The organism is Pseudomonas putida, from assembly GCF_004357765.1.
GTDB classification, from domain to species: domain Bacteria; phylum Pseudomonadota; class Gammaproteobacteria; order Pseudomonadales; family Pseudomonadaceae; genus Aquipseudomonas; species Aquipseudomonas putida_U.
Genome location: NZ_SMTE01000006.1, coordinates 96,083 through 113,716 on the forward strand (window position 1 = coordinate 96,083; position 17,634 = coordinate 113,716).

A 17,634-nucleotide genomic window follows, 5' to 3' on the forward strand; every position below is an offset into this window, starting at 1 on the left:
CATGCCCATGACCCCCTTGCAGCGTCTCAAGTCCCTGGACGCCCCCATCATCCAACTGCTCTCCGGCTTTCCGGCACACGACCGCGCGCTGCCCTCCTGGCAGGCCCGGCAACGCTTCTTCGGTGACCTGGCCGATTACTGGAATGCGCCGGACAGCACCGGCGAAAACCGCAAAGCGCGCCTGATCCAGCTGCGGGGCCAGCAATTGCGCGCCGAGATCGAGCTGCGCATGGCCGACCAGACACTCGAACCTGCCCATGCCCAACTACTCGAAACCTGTCTGGACAAACCGCTGTCCTGGCAGCGGCAAGTACTGCCCGCTGCGACACGCCCACAACTGTACCGACCCTTGCTGGATATCACCCGCCCCAATTGGCGGGGCCATATACCCGGTGTAGTGGTGATCGTGGAAGGCGGCCCGCCCGGTCAGTTGCTGAACCACGGCCAGGCCCGCGGCCGAGCCTTGCTGTGCAGCCTCTCCCACGGTATCGAAGCGTTCAGCGACCTGTCGGCACTGCACCGGGAGCTCTGCGAGCGGCTCGACGACCCACTGCAAAGCCTGCCCTTGCTACGGCTGTTCGTCCGTACCGACGATCAGAGCTGTGCGCACAATGCCGAACGCCTGCGCTATGACTGGCTGACCGATGACTTGCTGCAGTCGCAGGTTCAAGACCTGCTCGATGCCCAGCAAAGGCGCCTGGCCGACTGCTGGCAGATCCACCCCGAGCCAGCACAGACGAGCGCCCAGGAGGAATTCGCTGCACGCCTGCGCCGCGCCGCAGACCTGCTCGAGGCCACCACCAGCAGGGCGGTATTGCCCACACGTTACGCTCTGCTGCTGGAAAAGCACTCGCCCGCCTGGCTCAAGCGCGCCTCGCCGCAGGCTCTGACGCATATCATGCAGACCATCCAGGAACTGGTGATCAGCATCGAGCGGGCCGCTGCACCGGGTATTCCCCGCCACCACGAGTTTCTCGAGCAAAATAGCTTGCAGGTATGGACCCGAGAACGCCTACGCCAGGCGTTACGCCAGCAGCACCTGCTCGACATCGACCCCCGTCACGTGCTGATCAGCGTGACCATGGCGCGCCAGGTCGGACCGGTACTCCATCCCTCGCTGCCGAACAGCTACGTGCCTGTGGCCAGCCGTGATCGGGTGGGTGGGACGGTCGAGCTCGTACCTCGCACCTACAGCCTGGAACAACTGGCATTGCTCAACGTCGCCTGGCTGGACGTGGACTACTGGCTGACCGCACGTGTTCACCAGGCAGACGGCAGCGCGTTGCCCGAGCTCAGCGCGGCACAGGCGAAGAAGCTGGTGCGCGAACTGGATACTGGGGCGAGCTACCCACGTTTTCTGCGCACCCACCTGATCGACTCCGCTGCCGGTCGGTGGCGCCAGCAAGCGCATGCCAACATCAACCGCGCGCGCATGCACGCCGAAGCAGCCAAAGGCCGTTATGCCGGACACTTCAAGTACAGCCCTGGGCAAATCGGCTATCGCTGGGCCAGGGCGATCATGAACTTTCCGGACAGCCAATGGCGGCCCCTTGTGCAGGAAAACCGCATCCAGGTGCGGCAAATGCTGATCAGCAACCAGACGCTTCAGGGCGTTCTGCTGATCACGACCGACACGCCGACGGTCAAGCGTTTCCTTCTGTATGCCCCTGATGCGCCCGACCGCAAGCCTTGGCGCGAATATGCCTCGGTTCGCGAATTGCTACGCTCGCTGCGCGACAAGCCAGCCTTTCGCGACTACGTGATCGAACGCCTGCCCATGGCCAAGCGCAGCACACTGCAAACCCTGTTGACCAAAGGGCGATTGGGACGGGAACTGACCACCCCGGAAATTACCGGCAACTTCCTGCACGCCTGTTACCTGGCCGAAGTGCGTGCGGTCATCGCGGCCGTGGATGCCAGTACCAACACCCGCCTGGAACTGCTGGGCCATGCCAGCCTGCGGGCGCTGTGGGTCATCCTCGACATCGTCAGCCTGATATTGCCCAACCGCGCCCTGACGCCCCTGGCCTTTGGCCGGGCAGCCATCTCCGCGCTGGATAGCGTACAGGCGCTGGACGAGGATGACCGGATCGGCGCCTTGGCCCATCTGGTCGAGATGTTCACTCACGCCGGCGACGGCCTGAACAGCATCAGCGGCTCAACCGTGGTGCGCCGGGCGATCCGCGCCATGCCACCGACACCACCGGTGATGCTGCCGCCGAGCTACAAGGTCCAACCCGATCCCGCCAAACTGCGCTACCGCATCGATGGCATCCATGGCGAAGGGGTATTCGAAAAGCCGTCGACCTACCCAGGCCTGACCCACTACTACATCCAGGACAACACCGGGTTCTACTACCAGGTAGCGTTCGATGGCTACCGCTGGCGCGCCGTCGACCCACAACAGGTCGATGCCTACACCAAGGTGGCGGTCAAACGCCGCGAAGATGGTGAATGGGTCGTCGACTCACCGGTCCTGTGGTACGAAGGCCTGCCGGACCTTGCGGCGCTTCTGGACGGTTGTCGTCTGGAGGAGGTACCGCAGGGCGAAGCCGAACCCTCCACACCCGGTGTCTACCGCAGTAACGACAAGCTGCACCTGCGCGCTGGCGGCCATGCCCTACCCTTGCGCGCTCACCTGCTCGAACACCATTACCACCTGCTGATCCCAGGCCAACCCAATCGTCGTGGTCCGGCCTGGGCAATCCTTCGCTGGCAGGATGAGCAATGGCGAATCCGCGTGCGCCAGCCAGGACGCAGTAGCGACTGGCTGGCGCTACCGGCCGGCTATTCCGACAACCGTGGCAGCAGTCGGTCAAGCCGCTGATGCAAGGCGCTGCTCGCTGGCCAGTTGCGCAGCAGCCGCGCCCGGTCGCGGGCATAGGCCGGGGCGAAGCTCAGCTGGGTCGCATGCTGGCACATGGCATCCAGGTCGATCAGCGACCATTGCCCGTCCACCCAGAACAGGTTGTGGCCCTTGAAATCGCCGTGGCTGATGCGTTCACGGATCAGCTGGCGCATCAACCGGACCAGAGCGTCGACCTGCTCCTCGGGCGCCTCGCCGTTGTCCACGTAGGGCGCGAAGCAGGCCGCCAGGTCGGGGCCATCGAGATACTCGGTGACCAGGTAGGCGCGGCTGCGCAATCCCAGCACACGCTGCTCCAGCACCGCCAACGGGCGTGGCGTGGCAATGTCGAGGAACGCCAGGCGGTGGCCTTCGATCCACGAATGCCAGGCCCGGCTCGGGCGCCAGAAGCGCTTGAACCAATGAGCGGTGTTCTTGATGTTGTAGCGCTTGAGCACCAGCGGGCGCCCGTCGACTTCGATGCGTGCGACACTGGCCGCGCCACCGGTCTTGTACAGGTGGCCGCTGTCGATCAGGGTATCGGCCTGCTCCAGCACCGGCAACATGGCCTCGACCTCGTCGCGCACGATGGCGCGCAGGCCGGACAAGCTGCGCTGCACGCTGAACAGCGTGCATTCGCGGCCAGCTTTTTCCAGGTAATCCTTCTGCCGCCAGCTGCGGACCTTGTCCACCTGCTTCTGCAGGGCTTCCAAGGGCAAAGCATGCTCGGCGTTGGCCAACAGGTAATGCACCAGCAGCTCTTCGATGAAAGGCTCCAGGCGCTTAGGCAACTGGGCGAAGAACACGCCAAGGTTCTCCAGCACACGCGGGCGCGACAACTGCTGACCAGGGGTCTCGGCGCGGATGCCGGCGCCGTCGATCAGGTACAACTTGCCGCCATGACGCAACAGGTTGTCCAGGTGCAGGTCTTCCTGCCACAGGCCCTTGGCGTGCATCTGCGCTACGGCGGTGAGGGCCTCGCCCAGTACCAGGTGCTGGGCGTCGGACAGCACCGGCTGGCGCTCTACCTCGGCCCAGGCATCGGCCAGGCTCTGGGCGCCGTCGAGAAACTCGAACAGCAACCAACCACCCTCGCCCTCCTTGAGCCCATCGGCCAACAACGTCGGCGTGGTCAGGCCTTGTTCAGCGAGCAGCTTCACACCTTCGAGTTCGCGCTGGAAGTGCCGCGGGGCACTGCCGCCGACCAGCAACTTGGCCAGCACTGGCGTGCCACGCCAGATCCCGGCACCGACGTAGCGCTGGCCAGGCAACACACGCAGCAGGCTGAGCAGTTGCAGATCGCTGTCGCCAGCGGCATCGGCGAGGGTGACGGACAGCGGCAGCGCCGGGCTGCGGCCCAAATCCTTGAGTTCAGACAAACGCATCAGCGGGCCTCTTTTTCACGACGGCGTTGCGTCAGGCGTTGCAGCCAGGCGCCCACCTGGGCGCTCTCGGCCGGTTGCGCCAGGTAGGCGGCCAACAGCGTGCGCACATCCGCCTCGCTCCAGGCGCGGGCGCGGCGCAGCAGGGGTTCCAGGTCCTTGAGCCGGTCACGCTTGCCGAACAGCAGCGGTCGGGTCTTTTCCAGGTCGATCAGTTGCGCGTCCCAGCCCTCGCGGCGCTGACGCAGAAAAATGTGCTTGGGGTAGAAGCAGCCGTGTACCTGGCCGGCCGCGTGCAGGGTGCGGGCGAGTCCGCCACAGGCGACCAGGATGGCGTTGCGGGTCGGTGCATCGAACTGCGGCCATTGCCTGAGCAGGCTGTCCAGATCGCTCCAGCCATCCAGGGCGCGGGTCATGAGGATCGCCCGGTGCTCGCCGCCCTCCTTGCGCTCGCCATAGAACACCGCGTGCAAAGCCGGGATCGCGAGCTTCTGGTAACGGCTGATGTTGCGGAACTCGCGGGCGAACGTCGGCTCGCCGAAGGGACGGTGCAGGGTTCGGGTCAGGTAGTTGGCCTGGCGCTTGAGGTAATATCCCTTGCCTTCGAGTTCCATGCGAAACACCTGGCTCCAACCGCCACGCCCGGTGTTGGGTTCGTCCACGGCATCCAGTTGCAGCGCCCATAACGCCTCGAAGTCGTTCAGGCCATGGCGCTGCAGCAGCGCGAGGTCGGCGCTGGCCAGGTAATCGGTCATTCCCTTCCCTCGAAGAAACCCAGCACCTGGCGGATACGCCGCTTGTCACGGGCATCGAGACGCTGGTGCTGGCGGTACTGCAGATAGAAACGCAGGCGCTGGGTCGCCGACAGGTGGTATTTGGCGACCTTGTCCAGGCACGCCAGATCCTTGATCAGGCGGTGGCGCCACATGAATCCCCGCCAGAAGTCGCCGGTGGGGCAGTCGATGAAGAACAGCGTGCCCTGGTCGTCGACCAGCAGGTTGCGCCACTTCAAGTCGTTGTGGGCGAAACGGTGCTCATGCATGACCCGGGTGTGCCGTGCCAATTGGCGGCTGACATGGTCGACCCAATGGCGGTCGGCCAGGCGCGGATCGTTGCGCTTGGCCAGCTCTTGCAGGTCTTCGGTGCGTGGCAGTTCGCGGGTGACCATGGCCCCGCGGCCGAATGCCAGGCCGTTGCGCTCCAGGCCCCAGGCTACCACTTCGGCAGTGGGGATCTGCCATTTGGCGAACTGCTTGAGGTTCTGCCATTCGGCTTTGATCCGCGGCCGGCCCAGGTAACGGCGCATGTGCTTGCCAGCGCCGGTGTAGCGCTTGACGTAATAATTGACCCCGTCCCGCTCGACCCGCACGACCTCGCTCAGCGGGTCGCGCGTCAGGCGTTCGCCCTCGACGGCGAATACCGCGTCGAGGCTACCGAAGTCCGCCGCCAGATGTTCGTAACCCGGCGCCAGTGTCCAACCCGCCATCAGAGTGCATCCCCATAGCGTTGCTTGCGATCGTAGAGTTTCTGCGCCTTGCGTTCGAGCCAGGCGAGCAGTGCCGCTTCGTCGGCGAGCACCTGGCGCAGTGGACGCTGGAAGTAGCCGCGCAAAAAGCGCAGTTTGTCCCGCCGTGTCAGACCGATGTCCAGCGCCGAGAAGTACAGTGCGGCCAGGTCCTTGTCCCGCCAACGGCGGCTGATTGTCGCCCGGGTCTGGGCACGATGCAGGTCGATCACCGACAGCTTGAAGTCTTCCGGCGTCACCGGACGATCGGTGTGCAGCAGGAAATGGCAGATGTAGCAATCGCGGTGGTTGACCCCGGCGCGGTGCATGCCGCCGGTCATTTTCGCCACTTCGGCGATCAGCGCCCATTTCAGGCGAGGCGCGGGTGGCTGCCTGACCCAGTCGAGGCTGTAGTCCTCCAGGCTGATGGTCGGCGCCAGCTCTTCGGTGACGATGAACGAGTGCTGCCGAGCCGGATCACTGCCGCGCTCGCCATAGGCCACCGCGGTCATGGTCGGTACGCCCACTTCGTGCAGACGCTGGATAGCGCGCCATTCCTGGCCGGCACCGAGTACCGGCAGTTTGGCAGTGAACAGGTTCTTGAAGATCTCGCCCCAACCGATGCCACGGTGGATCTTCACGAAGTAGCCTTTACCGTCGACCTCGGTGCGCAACGTGCGGCGCCCTTCCAGCTCGCGGTACACCTCGCCCTGCAGGGCCTCGACCGCCTCGAAGGCATCGCGTTTGGCCCACAGGCGCTTGAATGGCTCGGCCAGGATCAGCTTCATGCGCTCACCTTCCCGAGGATCACGTCGGCGGCATGCTGCGGCATGCTGTAGAGGTCGGCGGTGTCGGCGAACGCCAGGCCGTTGCGCGCCCAGTCGGCACGGGCTTGCGGGTCTTCGAGCATGCGTTGCAGGTAATCATTGAGCTGCTCTTGCTCGAACGGCTCGTCCAGCACCAGGCCGCTGTCGGCCTCGGCGATGTAGTGGGCGTAGCCGCACACCTTCGACACCAGCACCGGCAACCCGGCCACCAGGGCTTCGAGCAGCACGGTACCGGTGTTTTCGTTGTAGGCCGGGTGGATCAGCAGATCGGCACCGAGCAGGAAGCGCGGGATATCGCTGCGCCCCTTGAGGAACTGCACCTGCTCGCCCAAGCCCAGGGTAGCGCTCTGCAGCTGGAACACCTTGGGATCGTCCTGGCCGATGACCATCAGCCGGGTACGCTTGCGCAGGGCCGAAGGCAGGGCGGCCAGGGCCTTGAGGCTGCGGTCGACGCCTTTGGTCTTGAATCCCGAGCCGATCTGCACCAACAGCAGGTCGTCATCGCCGAGGCCGAACTCCTTGCGGAACTCGGCACGGATCTCGGCGGCGTTGGCCGGCGCGCGGCGGTCCTGGGAAATGCCCGGCGGCAGCAGGTGAAAGCGCTCCACCGGAGTGCCGTAGTGCTTGATGAACAGCGGTTGCTGCACCTCGGAAATCATCAGCACCTCGGTGTGAGCATCCTTGGCGAACACGGCGCGCTCGTACTCGGCGAAGTGCCGGTAGCGGCCCCAACGGCGGTACAGACCGCCGCGCAGGGTCTGGGCCTTGTCCTCGAAGCAACCGTCGGCGGCGTAGTACACGTCCAGCCCAGGCATCTTGTTGAAGCCGATCAGTCGGTCGACCGGGCGCTTGGCCAGGTCGGCAGCCATCCAGGCACTGAGCTTTTCGTTGCGGCGGTGGTTGAACAACGCCTTGACCGGCGCCACCAGCACCTCGAAGCCCGGCGGCACGTCGCCTTCCCAGATCAGCGTATACACACGGATCTGATGGCCACGCTTCTGGCACTCCAGGGCAATACGCATGAAATCGCGCTGCAGGCCACCGAAGGGGAAATATTTGTAAAGCACGAAAGCCAGTTGCATCAACGAACATCCTCAGCCAGCAGCAGCGCGCTCAGGCGGCTCGCCACATGCTCGGGATTCAGGCGAGTGAAGCACAACGGCCACTCGCGTTTGATATCGAACCGGCGCAGGTCGTCGGCGCTCGGTTTATAAGTGCATTTCTTTTGCAGGCAAGGGGCGCAAGGCGGCCAGTCGCTGGCCTGGTGGATCTGCGTGCGGCCATAGGCCCCGGTCAGGCCTGGATTGGTCGGGCCGAACAGGGAAATGGTCGGCACGTCGAGCGCCGCGGCCAGGTGGCCCAGCCCGGTATCAACGGCCACGCAAGCCTTGGCTGCGGCTAACACGCGGGCCACCCCGGCCAGGTTCAATTTGGGGAGTACCTGGCAGTTGTTCAAGCCTTGGGCGATACGCTCGGCCCGGGCCTTCTCGGCCGGGTTGCCCCACGGCAGGCACACCTGCAGCTTGCGCCGACCCATGCGTTCGGCCAGTTCGCGCCAATAGGCCTCGGGCCAGTGCTTGGTGGCCCAGGTAGTGCCATGCAGGAACACCACGTAGGGCGCGGCGGGCGGCAGTTGCAGGCGGTCGAGGTCGAGCCCGTAGTTGCCCAGACCCTCGGGCAGGTCGTAGGCCAGGGCCATGGCGAACAGCTGACGCACGCGCTCCACGGCATGTTGCCCGACCGCGACCGACAGGCGCCGATCATAGAAGCGGCTGGCCCAGCCTTCGCGGGCCGAATAGCGATCCAGGCCGGCCACCGGTGCCTTGACGTAGCGGGTCAGCCAGGCTGATTTGACCAGGCCCTGGGCATCGATCACCAGGTCGTACTTACGCTCGCGCAGACGCTGCTTGAACGCTTTCCACTCGCCGCTCTTGAAGGTCTGCCAGAGGTTCTTGCGCCAACGACGGATCGCCACCGGAATGACCTGATCGACCGCCGGGTGCCAGCTGGGGATTTCGGCGAAGCCTTCTTCCACCACCCAGTCGAAGCGGATCCCGGGAATCGCGTGGGCCGCATCGGTAAGGGCCGGCAGGGTGTGAATGACGTCGCCCAGCGACGAGGTCTTGATGATCAGTACCCGCACTTAGTCGACCTCGGTCACGGTATCGATCAACTCCGGCCCGCTCAGGCGCGTGAGCGCGGCGATGACCATGCCCGGGTCGAGCAGGCGCAGGCAGTTGTAGTGGCCGAACCGGCAGGTGCGGTCGAAACACGGGCTGCACTCGATGCCGGTGCGTACGACCTCGACCTGCTCGGCCAGCGGCGGGGTGAAGCCCGGCGAGGTCGACCCGTAGACCGCCACCAGCGGCCTGTTGAGCGCGGCGGCCACGTGCATCAGGCCGGAGTCGTTGCTCACCACGGCAGCGGCGCAGGACATCAGGTCGATGGCCTCGGCCAGCGAGGTCTCGCCGGCCAGGTTGCAGGACTCTTCACGCAACCCTGGGATCAACCGGTCGCGGATCTGCTCGCCGACCGGATGGTCGTTCTTCGAGCCGAACAACCACACCTGCCAGCCCTGGCGAATCAGGGCATCGGCCACCTCGGCGTAGTGCTCGGCCGGCCAGCGCTTGGCCTCGCCGAACTCGGCTCCCGGGCACAGCGCCAGCACCGGCCGGTCCAGCTCCAGACCAAACTTGGCCAGGGCGGCATCGCGGCTCTGCGGCTCGATGCGCAGGCTCGGACGCGGGTAGGGTTGCGGCAGTTCGGCATCCGGCGCGTAGGCCAGGGCCATGAAACGCTCGATCATCAGCGGGTAGCGGGCCTTGTCCAGCTTGCGTACGTCGTTGAGCAGGCCGAAGCGCATTTCACCGCGCCAGCCGGTGCGCTTGGGGATACCGGCGAAGAACGGCACCAGCGCCGACTTGAGCGAGTTGGGCAGCAGGATGGCCTGGTCGTACTGGCCGGCCAGGGATTTGCCGATGCGCCGCCGCGTGGCCAGCTCCAGCGCACCGTGGCCGAGCGGAAAGCTCAGGGCTTGGCGCACCTCGGGCATGCGCTCGAGGATCGGCCGGCTCCACTCGGGAGCCAGGACGTCGATCACGCAGTCGGGGTGCTGCTGTTTCAGGCACTGGAACAGGGTCTGCGCCATCACCATGTCGCCGACCCAGCTGGGGCCAATGATCAGTATTCTCATGCTTGGTCCAGAAACGGTCGGGGAGGCTGCAGGCTGCATTACAGCCTGGCCTCCCCTCTTTATATTCAGGCTATGTGGCGGACAGTGTAACACTCAGGGTCTGAAGCTGTTCACCAGGGCCCATTCGCGGACGAGCTCGCTATCAGGCCAACCCGAGTTCTCCCCAGATCCGCCTCACTTCGCGGCGCTCAGCGGCGAACTGCGCCGCATCGATCACCCCGGCCTGCTTCTGCAAAGCCTGGCGGTGCGACGCCGAACGGAACGCCTTGTACACCTCGCGCAACAGGACTGCGTCGCTGGCCGGCATCAGGCCTGCCTGCTCGAGTTCCTCGAGGATCCGGATGTTATCGGTCCAGCGCAGGATGGCAGGGTGGTCGTGGGACCAGGCCAAGGCGGCGTATTGCACCATAAATTCGATATCGACGATACCGCCGGCATCCTGCTTGATATCGAAGGGCATCCCGGCATCGAAGGCGTTGCCGGCAGTGCCGGCGGCGGTCGCTTTGGTCCCGAGGTTGTCGCGCATCTTGGCGCGCATCTCGCTCACCTCGGTGCGCAGCCCGACCAGGTCGCGTGCGCGGCCCAACACCTTGGCGCGCACGCCTTCGAAAGCCGCCGCCACCTGCTTGCAGCCGACCAGCACCCGGGCCCGCACCAGGGCCTGGTGCTCCCAGGTCCAGGCCTCGTTCTGCTGGTAGCGCTCGAACGCCCCCAGCGAACTGACCAGCAGCCCCGAAGCACCGGAAGGGCGCAGGCGCATGTCGACGTCGTAGAGCTGGCCGGAGTTGGTCTGGGTGGTCAGCAGGTGGATGATGCGTTGCCCCAGACGGGTGAAGAACTGCGCGCTGTCGATGGGCTTGGCGCCATCGGTCTCGGCCTGTGGGTCGCCATCATGGATGAACACCAGGTCCAGGTCCGAACCGTGGCCCAGCTCCAACCCGCCCACCTTGCCATAGCCGATGATGATGAAGCCCGGGTCGCACAGACTGCCATCGCTGCGTTTGGGCTGACCGTGGCGGGCCACGGTCTGGCGCCAGGCCAGGGCCAGTACCTGGTCGAGGATGGCTTCGGCGAGCCAGGTCAGGTAGTCACTGACCTTCATCAAGGGCAGGTTGCCGCTGATCTCCGAAGCGGCCACGCGCAGGCTATGGGCGAGCTTGAAATGGCGCAGGGCTTCCATCTGCTGTTCGAGGTCGTCCTCAGGAATGCGCGTCAAGCGCTCACGCAGCTCGGCGGCCAGTTCCGGGGCCAATGGCGGGCTGAACAGACGTCCTTCGTTGAGCAACTCGTCGAGCAACAGCGGGTAACGGGCGATCTGTTCGGCGATCCATGGGCTCGCCGCACACAGGGTCAGCAGTTGGCGCAAAGCGCCCGGGTTCTCGGTGAGCAGCACCAGATAGGCCGAACGCCGTGCCACCGCTTCGACCAGCGGCAGCACACGCTCCAGGACCAGATCCGGGTTGTCGTGCTCGACGGCCTGGGCCAGCAGTCGGGGAATGAAGGCATCCAGACGCTCACGACCAATGCGTTGCATCGAGCGCAGCTGCGGGCTGGCGCGCAGGCCGGCCAAACGCCGCAGGGCCTCGGCCGGCTGGCGGAAGCCGGCTTCTTCGAGCTGACGACCGGCCGCATCCTCATCCTGGGCCTGCTCCCACAGCGGCGACCATTCGCCACCCACCACCAGCTCGCCCTCGCCTTCCTCTTCGTCCGGGTCGGCGATGACCTGGCGGAAATGCCAGTCAACCCGACCACGCCAATGCATCAGTTGGTCATGGAAGGTCTGCCAATCGGTGAAGCCGAGGATGTACGCGACCCGCGCCCGATCGGTTTCGCCCTCGGGCAGCATCTGCGTCTGGCGGTCGGCGATGGCCTGGATGGCATGCTCGGTATAGCGCAGGAACTCATACCCTTCGCGCAGTTCCTGCACCACCGCAGGGGGCAGGTAGCCCTGGCCTTCCAGGGTGGCCAGGACCTTGAGCAAAGGCCGCTGCTGCAGGCTCAGGTCACGCCCGCCGTGGATCAACTGAAAAGCCTGAGCGATGAACTCGACCTCACGGATACCCCCAGCGCCGAGCTTGATGTTGTCGGCCATGCCCTTGCGTCGCACCTCTTGCTGGATCAGGTGCTTCATGGTGCGCAGCGCCTCGATCGCGGAGAAGTCCAGATAACGCCGGTAGACGAACGGGCGCAACATCTCCAGCAGTTGCGCGCCACTGGCCTGATCGCCGGCGACCACCCGCGCCTTGATCATCGCGTAGCGTTCCCAGTCGCGGCCCTGATCCTGGTAATAGTGCTCCAGCGCATTGAAGCTGAGCACCAGGGCGCCGGACGAGCCGTAGGGGCGCAAGCGCATGTCGACGCGGAACACGAAGCCGTCGACGGTGACGGGGTCCAGTGCCTTGATCAGACGCTGGCCCAGCCGGGTGAAGAACTCCTGGTTATCCAGCGAACGCTTGACCCCTTCGGTTTCGCCGCCCTCGGGAAAGGCGAAGATGAGGTCGATGTCGGATGACAGGTTCAATTCCACTGCGCCCAGCTTGCCCATGCCCAGCACCACCATGTGCTGGGGCAGGCCGCTGCGATTGCCGATCGGCGTGCCGAACTGCTGGCAATGACGCGGGTACAGCCATTGATAGGCCTCGTCGATGGCGGCATCGGCGAGATCGGAAAGGTCCTGGCAGGTTTCACCCAGCTCGGCCTGGCGGGTGATGTCGCGCCAGATGATCCGTAGCTGCTGGCGATTGCGCTCACGTCGCAGGTTGCGCGCCAGCTCGTCTTCGCTCTGCGCCGCCTGGGCCGCTTGGGCAACGTGTCCGCGCAGTTCGCCGGGGGCATAGCGGCGGTCGAGCTCGCCACTGGCCAGCAACGCGCAGAGCTGTGCCGGTTCGCGCTGGGCCTGGTCGAGCACGAACTCGCTGGCCGCGGCGACCTGATCGAACTGTTGCCGGTGCACAGGGCTCCAAGTCTTCAGATCGATTTCTGGATGGGCAGCCACGGCGTCGTGCAGGAACTGCTGGTTACGGGCGACCAGCGGTTGCAGGGTAGCGGGCAGATCGAGCGGCAAAGGCAGGCGCATGGACTATCCTTGATCGGCGAGAAAGTGAGGGGTGGAAGCGGCCAAGGGGATGCTCGACCACGGTTGGACTGTCGTACAAAAGTTGGAAATAGCTGAAAAAAACGAAACATTGGCAAGAAACATCAAGAATCACCCGTTCGCAACACAACGCCAACCAACATGAACGTTTTTCCTCACAAGCCAAGGTGCGACCGAACGTCGCATTTCTGTAGTTTTACTACTACCCCAACAGGGTAAAAGCATGAAATGCGAAAGCATTTGTAGTAAAACTACACGGCGCCGGATCACACCCCGGTAATCCAAGAATTCACGACGTCTGCCCATAAGGCCAGTCGCAAACTCAGGCCCCCGATTCTGGTGGCCTTTCCGCCCTGGAGCAAGCCATGCAAGACCTCGATCCAATCGAAACCCAGGAATGGCTGGATGCCCTGGAGTCGGTCCTCGACAAAGAAGGCGAAGACCGCGCTCATTACCTGATGACCCGTATGGGCGAGCTGGCCACCCGCAGTGGCTCGCAGCTGCCGTATGCCATCACCACGCCGTACCGCAACACCATCCCTGTCACCCACGAAGCACGCATGCCTGGCGACCTGTTCATGGAACGCCGCATTCGCTCGATGGTACGTTGGAACGCCCTGGCCATGGTCATGCGTACCAACCTGAAAGACTCGGACCTGGGCGGACACATTTCCAGCTTCGCCTCCAGTGCCACCCTGTACGACATCGGCTTCAACTACTTCTTCCAGGCGCCGACCGAAGAACACGGCGGCGACCTGATCTTCTTCCAGGGCCACGCCTCGCCTGGCGTTTACGCTCGTGCCTTCATGGAAGGCCGCATCAGCGAAGACCAGATGAACAACTTCCGCCAGGAAGTGGACGGCAACGGCCTGTCGTCGTACCCACACCCTTGGCTGATGCCTGACTTCTGGCAGTTCCCGACCGTTTCCATGGGTCTGGGCCCGATCCAGGCGATCTACCAGGCCCGTTTCATGAAGTACCTCGAAGCCCGTGGCTTCATCCCGGCCGGCAAGCAGAAGGTCTGGTGCTTCATGGGCGACGGCGAGTGCGACGAACCGGAATCCCTGGGCGCGATCGCCCTGGCCGGCCGCGAGAAGCTGGACAACCTGATCTTCGTCATCAACTGCAACCTGCAGCGCCTCGACGGCCCGGTACGCGGCAACGGCAAGATCATCCAGGAACTCGAAGGCGTGTTCCGTGGCGGTGGCTGGAACGTCAACAAGGTCGTCTGGGGCCGCTTCTGGGACCCACTGTTCGCCAAGGACACCAACGGCGCCCTGCAGCGTCGCATGGACGAAGTCATCGACGGCGAATACCAGAACTACAAGGCCAAGGACGGTGCGTACGTCCGTGAGCACTTCTTCAACACCCCAGAGCTCAAGGCCATGGTCGAAGACCTGTCCGACGACGAGATCTGGAAGCTCAACCGTGGCGGCCACGACCCGTACAAGGTCTACGCGGCTTATCACCAGGCTGTGAACCACAAGGATCAGCCGACCGTCATCCTGGCCAAGACCATCAAGGGTTACGGTACCGGGGCCGGCGAAGCCAAGAACACCGCGCACAACACCAAGAAGGTCGACGTCGACAGCCTGCGTCACTTCCGTGACCGCTTCGACATCCCGGTCAAGGATGCCGACCTGGAAAATCTGCCGTTCTTCCGCCCGGAAGAAGGCTCCGCCGAAGCCAAGTACCTGGCCGAGCGCCGCAGCGCCCTGGGTGGCTTCGTGCCGCAGCGTCGCGCCAAGAGCTTCAGCGTGCCGACCCCGCCACTGGAAACGCTCAAGGCGATCCTGGATGGCTCGGGCGACCGCGAAATCTCCACCACCATGGCCTTCGTGCGCATCCTGGCGCAGCTGGTCAAGGACAAGGAAATCGGCCAGCGCATCGTTCCGATCATTCCGGACGAAGCCCGTACCTTCGGTATGGAAGGCATGTTCCGCCAGTTGGGCATCTACTCGTCCGTGGGCCAGCTCTACGAGCCGGTCGACAAGGATCAGGTGATGTTCTACCGCGAAGACAAGAAGGGCCAGATCCTCGAGGAAGGCATCAACGAAGCCGGCGCCATGTCGTCGTTCATCGCTGCCGGCACCTCGTACAGCTGCCACAACCAGCCGATGCTGCCGTTCTACATCTTCTACTCGATGTTCGGCTTCCAGCGTATCGGCGACCTGGCTTGGGCCGCTGGCGACAGCCGTACCCGTGGTTTCCTGATCGGCGGTACCGCCGGCCGTACCACCCTCAACGGTGAAGGCCTGCAGCACGAGGACGGCCACAGCCACATGATGGCGGGCACCATCCCGAACTGCCGCACCTATGATCCGACCTACGGCTACGAGCTGGCGGTGATCATCCAGGACGGCATGAAGAAGATGACCGAAGAGCAACAGGACATCTTCTACTACATCACCGTGATGAACGAGTCCTACCAGCAGCCAGCCATGCCGGCCGGTGTCGAGGAAGGCATCATCAAGGGCATGTACCTGCTCGAAGAAGACACCCGCGAAGCCGCGCACCACGTACAGCTGATGGGCTCCGGCACCATTCTGCGCGAGGTTCGCGAAGCGGCGAAGATCCTGCGTGAAGAGTTCAACGTCGGTGCCGACGTGTGGAGCGTCACCAGCTTCAACGAATTGCGTCGCGACGGCCTGGCCGTGGAACGCGCCAACCGCCTCAAGCCTGGCCAGAAGCCAGAGCAGACCTACGTCGAGCAGTGCTTGAACGGTCGCAAAGGTCCGGTCATCGCCTCCACCGACTACATGAAGCTGTTCGCCGAGCAGATCCGCCAGTGGGTGCCGAGCAAAGAGTTCAAGGTCTTGGGTACCGACGGCTACGGCCGCAGCGACAGCCGCAAGAAGCTGCGTCACTTCTTCGAAGTCGACCGCCACTTCGTGGTGCTGGCTGCCCTGGAAGCCCTGGCTGACCGTGGCGAGATCGAACCCAAGGTTGTGGCTGACGCCATCGTCAAGTTCGGCATCGACCCGGACAAGCGCAACCCACTGGACTGCTGAGGAGTATCTTTAAGTGAGCGAACTCATTCGCGTACCTGACATCGGCAGCGGTGAAGGTGAAATCATCGAGCTGTTCGTCAAGGTCGGTGACCGTATCGAGGCTGACCAGAGCCTGCTGACCCTGGAGTCCGACAAGGCCTCCATGGAGATCCCGGCCCCCAAGGCCGGCGTCATCAAGGAACTCAAGGTCAAGCTGGGCGACCGTCTGAAAGAAGGCGACGAGCTGTTGGTTCTGGAAGCCGAGGGCGCCGCTGCTGCGGCCCCCGAGGCTCCGGCCGCCGAGCCTGCACCGGCTGCTGCACCTGCGCCTGCCGCAGAAGCCGCTGCTGCTCCTGCTCCGGCCGCAGCACCAGCTGCCGCCAGCGTGCAGGACATCCACGTGCCGGACATCGGCTCGTCGGGCAAGGCCAAGATCATCGAGGTGCTGGTCAAGGCCGGCGATACCGTCGAAGCCGATCAGTCGCTGATCACCCTGGAGTCCGACAAGGCCTCCATGGAAATCCCGTCGCCCGCCGCTGGCGTGGTGAAGGAAGTGATCGCCAAGCTGGACGACGAAGTCGGCACCGGTGACCTGATCCTCAAGCTGGAAGTCGCCGGCGCAGCACCTGCTGCCGCACCGGCTCCGGCTGCTGCACCGGCCAAGTCCGAGGCGGCCCCGGCCGCAGCCCCGGCCGCTCCTGCCGCCCCGGCTGCTGCTCCAGCGCCAGCGGCCACCGCTCCGGCGGCCGGCAGCAACGCCAAGGTTCACGCCGGCCCGGCAGTACGCCAGCTGGCCCGTGAATTCGGTGTCGACCTGGGCGCGGTCGCCGCAACCGGCCCGCACGGCCGTATCCTCAAGGAAGACGTGCAGGTCTACGTCAAATCGGTCATGCAGAAGGCCAAGGAAGCCCCAGCCGCCGGCGCGACCGGTGGTGCCGGTATCCCGCCGATTCCGACCGTCGATTTCAGCAAGTTCGGCGAAGTCGAAGAAGTCGCCCTGACCCGCCTGATGCAGGTCGGTGCTGCCAACCTGCATCGCAGCTGGCTGAACGTGCCTCACGTCACCCAGTTCGACTCGGCCGACATCACCGAGCTCGAAGCCTTCCGCGTCGCGCAGAAGGCCGTGGCCGAGAAGGCGGGCGTCAAGCTGACCGTGCTGCCGCTGCTGCTCAAGGCTTGTGCCCACCTGCTCAAGGAACTGCCGGACTTCAACAGTTCGTTGGCGCCAAGCGGCAAGGCGATCATCCGCAAGAAGTACGTGCACATCGGCTTTGCCGTGGACACCCCGGATGGTCTGCTGGTCCCTGTGATCAAGAACGTCGATCAGAAGAGCCTGCTGCAACTGGCTGGCGAAGCCGCGGCCCTGGCCGAGAAGGCCCGCACCAAGAAGCTGTCGGCCGACGACATGCAGGGCGCCTGCTTCACCATTTCCAGCCTCGGCCACATTGGCGGCACCGGCTTCACGCCGATCGTCAACGCGCCGGAGGTGGCGATCCTCGGCGTTTCCAAGGCCACCATGCAGCCGGTCTGGGATGGCAAGGCCTTCCAGCCGAAGCTGATGCTGCCGCTGTCGCTGTCCTACGATCACCGCGTGATCAACGGCGCCGCCGCCGCACGCTTCACCAAGCGGCTGGGCGATCTGCTGACCGACATCCGCACCATGCTGCTGTAACCGGCAGCCAACCTGCCTCCCTGCGGGGAGGCAGGCACCCTTTTCGAGCTGCCACGCTCGTACCTCAACCCCGCCCTCTGGCGGGGCTTTTTTTTTCCGCTCGCCCAGACATTTGCAGCGCGATTGA

Annotated in this window: 11 protein-coding genes; 3 read left to right on the plus strand and 8 right to left on the minus strand. The window is 64.6% G+C overall.

All coding sequences use genetic code 11. The features are described from left to right. Positions 1-7 precede the first annotated feature (7 nt). Positions 8-2,827 (plus strand): dermonecrotic toxin domain-containing protein, encoded by a 2,820-nt coding sequence (locus E2H86_RS10400; RefSeq protein WP_133327392.1) that lies wholly within the window; start codon positions 8-10, stop codon positions 2,825-2,827. Here the strand turns inward: E2H86_RS10400 and E2H86_RS10405 are convergent. The 8 genes from E2H86_RS10405 to glnE form a co-directional block, all read right to left on the minus strand. Continuing rightward, positions 2,788-4,230, minus strand: coding sequence for a lipopolysaccharide kinase InaA family protein (locus E2H86_RS10405; protein ID WP_133327394.1), 1,443 nt, complete (start codon positions 4,228-4,230; stop codon positions 2,788-2,790). The genes E2H86_RS10400 and E2H86_RS10405 overlap by 40 nt on opposite strands. Continuing rightward, the gene (locus E2H86_RS10410) at positions 4,230-4,982 is read right to left on the minus strand and encodes a lipopolysaccharide kinase InaA family protein (RefSeq protein ID WP_133327396.1); all 753 of its coding nucleotides are present in this window, start codon (positions 4,980-4,982) and stop codon (positions 4,230-4,232) included. Before E2H86_RS10410 ends, E2H86_RS10405 begins: the two co-directional genes overlap by 1 nt. Further along, positions 4,979-5,713 carry a lipopolysaccharide kinase InaA family protein gene (locus E2H86_RS10415; RefSeq protein ID WP_133327398.1) on the minus strand — a complete coding sequence of 245 codons (735 nt, stop codon included), beginning with the start codon at positions 5,711-5,713 and terminating at the stop codon, positions 4,979-4,981. The genes E2H86_RS10410 and E2H86_RS10415 overlap by 4 nt, the downstream gene beginning before the upstream one ends. Continuing rightward, a complete protein-coding gene (gene rfaP / locus E2H86_RS10420; RefSeq protein ID WP_133327400.1) occupies positions 5,713-6,519 on the minus strand; it encodes a lipopolysaccharide core heptose(I) kinase RfaP in 807 nt (268 codons plus the stop codon). The genes E2H86_RS10415 and rfaP overlap by 1 nt, the downstream gene beginning before the upstream one ends. Beyond that, entirely contained in the window at positions 6,516-7,640 is a 1,125-nt protein-coding gene (locus E2H86_RS10425; protein WP_133327402.1) for a glycosyltransferase family 4 protein, read from the minus strand. Before E2H86_RS10425 ends, rfaP begins: the two co-directional genes overlap by 4 nt. After that, positions 7,640-8,701: a lipopolysaccharide heptosyltransferase I gene (gene waaC, locus E2H86_RS10430; RefSeq protein ID WP_133327404.1), complete on the minus strand. Its 1,062-nt coding sequence runs from the start codon at positions 8,699-8,701 to the stop codon at positions 7,640-7,642. Before waaC ends, E2H86_RS10425 begins: the two co-directional genes overlap by 1 nt. Further along, positions 8,702-9,751: a lipopolysaccharide heptosyltransferase II gene (waaF, locus tag E2H86_RS10435; RefSeq protein WP_133327406.1), complete on the minus strand. Its 1,050-nt coding sequence runs from the start codon at positions 9,749-9,751 to the stop codon at positions 8,702-8,704. It abuts the gene before it with no gap. Positions 9,752-9,893: 142 nt separating this feature from the next. Continuing rightward, entirely contained in the window at positions 9,894-12,827 is a 2,934-nt protein-coding gene (gene glnE, locus E2H86_RS10440) for a bifunctional [glutamate--ammonia ligase]-adenylyl-L-tyrosine phosphorylase/[glutamate--ammonia-ligase] adenylyltransferase (RefSeq protein WP_133327408.1), read from the minus strand. Positions 12,828-13,210: 383 nt separating this feature from the next. On the opposite strand from glnE, the gene aceE reads away from it, so the two are divergent. Together aceE and aceF are read left to right on the plus strand one after the other, a co-directional pair. Beyond that, positions 13,211-15,856, plus strand: a complete 2,646-nt coding sequence (aceE, locus tag E2H86_RS10445) for a pyruvate dehydrogenase (acetyl-transferring), homodimeric type (RefSeq protein ID WP_133327410.1) — start codon at positions 13,211-13,213, stop codon at positions 15,854-15,856. 13 nt (positions 15,857-15,869) lie between these two features. Further along, positions 15,870-17,507: a dihydrolipoyllysine-residue acetyltransferase gene (gene aceF, locus E2H86_RS10450; protein WP_133327412.1), complete on the plus strand. Its 1,638-nt coding sequence runs from the start codon at positions 15,870-15,872 to the stop codon at positions 17,505-17,507. Positions 17,508-17,634: the final 127 nt, after the last annotated feature.

What these genes read in the sequence shown, in the direction of transcription:
- E2H86_RS10400 (WP_133327392.1), top strand. Translation starts at nt 8, where the DNA reads ATGACCCCCTTGCAGCGTCTCAAGTCCCTGGACGCCCCCATCATCCAA.
- E2H86_RS10405 (WP_133327394.1), bottom strand. Translation starts at nt 4,230, where the DNA reads ATGCGTTTGTCTGAACTCAAGGATTTGGGCCGCAGCCCGGCGCTGCCG.
- E2H86_RS10410 (WP_133327396.1), bottom strand. Translation starts at nt 4,982, where the DNA reads ATGACCGATTACCTGGCCAGCGCCGACCTCGCGCTGCTGCAGCGCCAT.
- E2H86_RS10415 (WP_133327398.1), bottom strand. Translation starts at nt 5,713, where the DNA reads ATGGCGGGTTGGACACTGGCGCCGGGTTACGAACATCTGGCGGCGGAC.
- rfaP (WP_133327400.1), bottom strand. Translation starts at nt 6,519, where the DNA reads ATGAAGCTGATCCTGGCCGAGCCATTCAAGCGCCTGTGGGCCAAACGC.
- E2H86_RS10425 (WP_133327402.1), bottom strand. Translation starts at nt 7,640, where the DNA reads ATGCAACTGGCTTTCGTGCTTTACAAATATTTCCCCTTCGGTGGCCTG.
- waaF (WP_133327406.1), bottom strand. Translation starts at nt 9,751, where the DNA reads ATGAGAATACTGATCATTGGCCCCAGCTGGGTCGGCGACATGGTGATG.
- glnE (WP_133327408.1), bottom strand. Translation starts at nt 12,827, where the DNA reads ATGCGCCTGCCTTTGCCGCTCGATCTGCCCGCTACCCTGCAACCGCTG.
- aceE (WP_133327410.1), top strand. Translation starts at nt 13,211, where the DNA reads ATGCAAGACCTCGATCCAATCGAAACCCAGGAATGGCTGGATGCCCTG.